A 5,080-nucleotide genomic window follows, 5' to 3' on the forward strand; every position below is an offset into this window, starting at 1 on the left:
ATCACGGTCATGGATAGTCCCAATTTTACCTACAAGTTCAACCGTTTGTAGACGTTGACACAAGGAGCCAATCTGTATCCCCGCATTAAAAGACGGGGGTTTAGATTGGAAGATTTTGATAAAATAAGTAGACGTTCATCAGTAATTCCCCCCTGATGAGGGGGGTTAGGGGGTTAAGTGCTCATCTGTAATGTCTAAGTAATTCTAAAATCTACCATAATAGTTTTTACGTTTCACGCATCACGTTTCACGTTCCGATCATTTTGCACTTTCTTTTCACATGAGCCAGGATTTCAAAGCTACGAGCCCTTGTCCCCAAACTGCGCTTTGTAAAGCCGTGCGTATAGACCATTTTGCGAAAGCAGCTCGACGTGTGTGCCAAGCTCAACAATTCGATTGTCCGCCAATACGACGATTCGATCTGCAAATCTGATGGTCGCAAGTCGATGAGCGATGATCAGCGTGGTACGTCCGTGCAGTAGATTCACCAAACTCTGCTGGATCAGTTGCTCTGATTCCGTATCAACAGAGGAAGTTGCTTCGTCGAGGATGAGGATGGGCGGATCTTTCAGAATGGCGCGCGCAATCGAGATCCGTTGTTTCTGCCCGCCGGAAAGGCGCATCCCGCGCTCGCCAACGACGGTATCAAAGCGATCTGGTAGGCTCATGATGAAGTCGTAGATATTGGCAGATTTCGCCGCCATTTCAATTTCCATCTGTGTTGCATTCAGCTTGCCGTAGGCGATATTCTCTCCAACTGTGCCGTTAAATAAGAACGTCTCTTGTGGAACAAGCCCAATCTGACGCCGCAACGCCTGAATTTGCCAATCTCGCACACTGACACCATCAACCTTCACCCGCCCACCGGTTGCATCGTAGAATCGCGGCACCAGGCCGACTAACGTCGTTTTGCCGACACCGCTGGGACCGACAAAAGCGATTGTTTCGCCCGGTCGGATTTTGAGGTGCACATTTGTCAAGACATCTTCGTCCGTGTACCTGAACGAAACATCTTCAAACAAAAGTTCCCCTTTAACCTTACCCGTCCAAGCATTCGGAACATCTTTAATTTCAGGTGCTGTATCTAATAGTTCCATCATCCGTTCGCCTGCGGCGAGGGCTTTCTGCAACCGCTCATTTTCATGGCTTGCCATCTGAATCGGGACAAACAGTTGCCACAGAAATCCGAGAAAAATAAACAATTGCCCAACAGTCATGTCGCTTGATCCGTTGATTATCTGCCAACCGCCGTACCACAGAATCGATGTGTAACTCGCGCCAAGCAAAAACTGCACGGCGGGATTCAGTCGCGCCCACAGACGTATGCCTCGGATGATTGAGTTGCGGTAATCCGCACATCGGGCGATGAACCGCTTTTCCTCATAGGGTTCGCGGGCGAAGGCTTGGATCTCAAAGATGCCCGAAAGGTTATCTTGCAAACGAGCGTTGACCTCCGCAAGCTCTGCACGCACATCACGGGAAATGAGACGTAGCTTTATACCGAAGTGGACAATCAACGGTCCCAAAATCAGAATTGGAACGAGGGTCAGGATCGCCATTTTTAAGTGCATGTCACTCAGTATGATAGCAATCCCGATAAAGGTCAATGCCTGCACGGTGAATATGTGTATGGTGTGAGCGAGCATATCTCGCATTGCGTCGATGTCATTCACCACGCGTGACATCAGGTCGCCGGTAGTGCTGTCCTTGTGAAAACGGTACGACAGTTTCTGCAAGTGACTATAGATCTGCGTCCGCATATCGTAGATAATCTTTTCAGCGATTTCGTGGGACAGCCACTCTGCCAACATCACCCCGATACTCTTTACGAGATAGATGCCAAGCAGCAGAAGCGCAATCCAGTGTAAGCGACTGATATCCCGCTGTACAATCACCTCATCAATAACAATCTTCCCTCCAATCCATGTTGGGACAAGATTGCCAACGGACACAACCAACATTGCTATTAGTGAGACAATTGTGCTTTTCCAGTACGGCTTAACGTAACTCAACAGGCGGAGGTATAGATTCATTTGCGGTTATCCTTACGTGGTCGTAATGTGTATGATGTCATACGTGAGACGCAACAATTTCGGTAGAAAACCATCCCGTGAGGTGTTAAAATTAGAAACAGCGCACGGATAAGCAATTCAAGGTAAAAGGTTGTTAGTCTCGATTTACCGGGACAAATCCCTATCAGGAGAAAATATGGAAACAGAAAAACTGAAACAACTCGCGGCAGAACAGGCTGTCGAAGAAGTGGAATCCGGCATGATTGTCGGGCTCGGCACAGGCTCAACAATTTACTACGCGCTGCTAAAACTCGGCGAAAAAATTCGGAGCGGGCTCAATATCATCGGAATTCCAACCTCCAAACAGACGGAAGAAATCGCGACTCAACAGGGGATAGCGCTCTCAACCCTTGGGGAACGCCCTGTGATTGATTTGACCATTGATGGTGCGGATGAAGTCAATCCTACCCTCGATCTCATCAAGGGAGCGGGCGGAGCATTAGTCCGAGAGAAGATCATTGCCCACGCCTCCAAACAATTAATCATCATCATTGACGAAGGAAAGCAAGTAGAACAATTAGGCTCCAATTTCCCTGTACCGGTGGAGGTTGTCCCTTTTGGCTGGGGTTCAACCCAACTTGCACTCAACCGGATCTGCCGAGACGCAACCCTGCGTCCCGGTTTTGTTAGTGACAACGGCAATTATATCTTGGACTGCGTTTTCGACGGCATTCCCGATCCAGTCACTACTGAGCGTATCATCAATAATATCCCCGGCGTTGTTGACAACGGCCTTTTCATTAACCGCACCGATCAGGTCATTATCGGTGCTGCGTCAGGAGTCCAGACCTTAAAGCGCCAGGAATAAAACCGAGCGTGTTACACATTCTTCTGATATGAACTCTGTAGATTAGACACCAATGAATCAATTTTTTACGCATCACGTTTCACGAAACAATTCAATCGAAACAGTCGTACCAACTCCTTTTTCACTCTCGACGAAAATCTCCCCATCGTGATCGGTGATGATACGCCGAACAATCGCCATACCGAGTCCTGTGCCTGTATCCTTTGTTGTATAATAGGGTTCAAAAATCTGTGATAGCGTCTCTGATGACATACCGATGCCCGTGTCCTGGACCTTGACCTGAATCTGTCCCTCACTTACCGATTGAGTCGAAAGGTTCAGTGTCCCTCCGTCAGGCATCGCTTCGATCGCATTCTTAATCAGATTCCCCAACGCCTGCGTAATCTGCTCCGAATCAAGCGAGAGACGAGGGAGATTGGGCGCAAGATTTCCCTTAATCTGAATGTTCTCAACGGATTCCGCGTATAGGTTCACCACGCTCTGCACGATCGGATTGAGATCAGATAGCTCCCGTTTAGGAGTGGGCATTCGCGCAAACTGATCGAACTCATCCACCAGTCGCTGTAGGCGTTCCACCTCTTCGATAACTATGTCGGTGCATTGCACAAAAATCCCATCAAACCTCGTTGGTCGCGTGTCCCCACTTCGATAGGCTCGCTGCAGGTTTTCAATTGAAAGCCGAATTGGAAATAGCGGGTTCTTAATCTCGTGGACAACCCAACGGGCAGCATCTCCCCATGCTGCACGTCGCTCGGCAGCGAGCTGTCTCTCTAGACTCGTCTTCAGGGTTGCCGTCATCTGGTTGAAAGCCCCCGCCAATCTACCAATCTCATCTCGACTCTGGAGGGCGACCTGCTGTTCAAGGTTCCCTGACGCAATTTCAGCCGCTCCCGCCGCTAACTGATTGATCGGTTTTGTCATTTGAAGCCCAACGATATAACTGACAATGTATACCAAAATCAGTCCAACCCCACCGATGATAAGTAGGATAGACATAAGCTGCTGCTGTAATTCAATTTGATCTCGATGGGAATATGCGAGAATCAGCTCCGGCCCAACGGATTGGGGTTGCTGCTGCGTTTCAACCGATGTCTCAATATTTGAGGCTAAAATTGGGATACGACTGACGCTGTGCGGCACATCTATTAGCTCAATCTGATTTGTGTCATCTGCAAGCACTAGCAGCGATTCTCGCTGGTACTTTGGGATTGTATCACTAGGTGCGTTCAGCGATACAAGGCGAGGACCTTCTTTGAGAAAGATCGGGTGGAGTGTCAGATCCTTTAGGACTTGACTGAGATGTTCGTGTAAAAAATAGCCGCCGGTAACAAATCCCAAAAAATTACCCTCCGCTTGAATTGGCAATGTTATCTCGATTGTCGCCCTTGCTTCAGATGTTCGGAGCCTCGACGCTGGTTCTAGCTTCGATTTTCGTGCCAGATCTAACGCTTCCAAATCCTGTTCACCATGCCGCAAGTCAAGAGAATGACGTTCATCATTTCCCACTTTACTTGCAGTGATGATACCCTCGTCGGTTCCATATTCTAAGATATCCATCACACTATCAGTGATACTAGGCGGATACGGCTCACGATTGCGAATCGCTTGAACGACACGCCAGTCCTTGATTTCGCGCTGAACTTTTTCCTCAATATCGTGGCGCAGCAGATCTATCGTGTGGGTGAGTCGTGTTTTGACTTCTTGGGCTTTCGCCTGAATTTGATTATCCAAAGTCCGTACGACTCCAACACGTGCGACCACAAAGATTCCTATAATTATGATAAGGAATACAGAACTATAAGTGAGGAAGATCTTATGATGGATTTTATTGATAGTAAAGATCATTGATGGTTTGTGAATTATAGCGAATTCTAAAAATAATAGGACTTACACACTTCAGTAGGGACCAACTCTCGGACTCTCGGAACGGAGGATCGTTGTTCCCTACGAACTTTGTGATGGTGTCTCTATCGTAGTTGCCCGATTCATCGGACGTCCGTTCCGAGACCAGGGTTGAGAAGGGTGTCTAGCGGCGATAAATCGCCGAACTACAAGGGGTTGAGCACCCAACTGCGTAACTCCTAAATAAGTAGACATGTACCAATAACTCTAACCTACGCAAAGTTTCCAAAGTCCCCCTGATAACGGTTTCCCCCTTGATAAGGGGGGCTAGGGGGGTTGGGGGATTTAGGGGGTTGGC

General features: G+C 48.2%; 3 protein-coding genes. 1 reads left to right on the forward strand and 2 read right to left on the reverse strand.

What is annotated here, in order from left to right; translation table 11 throughout:
- Positions 1–299 precede the first annotated feature (299 nt).
- Positions 300–2,033 (reverse strand): ABC transporter ATP-binding protein, encoded by a 1,734-nt coding sequence (locus J4G02_11635; GenBank protein ID MCE2395228.1) that lies wholly within the window; start codon positions 2,031–2,033, stop codon positions 300–302.
- A 175-nt stretch (positions 2,034–2,208) separates the two neighbouring features.
- Between J4G02_11635 and rpiA the strand changes: the two genes are divergently transcribed.
- Complete coding sequence (rpiA, locus tag J4G02_11640; GenBank protein MCE2395229.1) at positions 2,209–2,880, forward strand: ribose-5-phosphate isomerase RpiA; 672 nt, start codon at positions 2,209–2,211, stop codon at positions 2,878–2,880.
- 72 nt (positions 2,881–2,952) lie between these two features.
- On the opposite strand, the gene J4G02_11645 is transcribed toward rpiA, so the two are convergent.
- Positions 2,953–4,611 (reverse strand): HAMP domain-containing protein, encoded by a 1,659-nt coding sequence (locus tag J4G02_11645; GenBank protein MCE2395230.1) that lies wholly within the window; start codon positions 4,609–4,611, stop codon positions 2,953–2,955.
- Positions 4,612–5,080: the final 469 nt, after the last annotated feature.

It is taken from the genome of Candidatus Poribacteria bacterium, from assembly GCA_021295755.1.
Lineage (GTDB): Bacteria > Poribacteria > WGA-4E > WGA-4E > PCPOR2b > PCPOR2b.

Coding starts and splice junctions, on each gene's coding strand:
- rpiA (MCE2395229.1), top strand. CDS start 2,209: ATGGAAACAGAAAAACTGAAACAACTCGCGGCAGAACAGGCTGTCGAA.
- J4G02_11635 (MCE2395228.1), bottom strand. CDS start 2,033: ATGAATCTATACCTCCGCCTGTTGAGTTACGTTAAGCCGTACTGGAAA.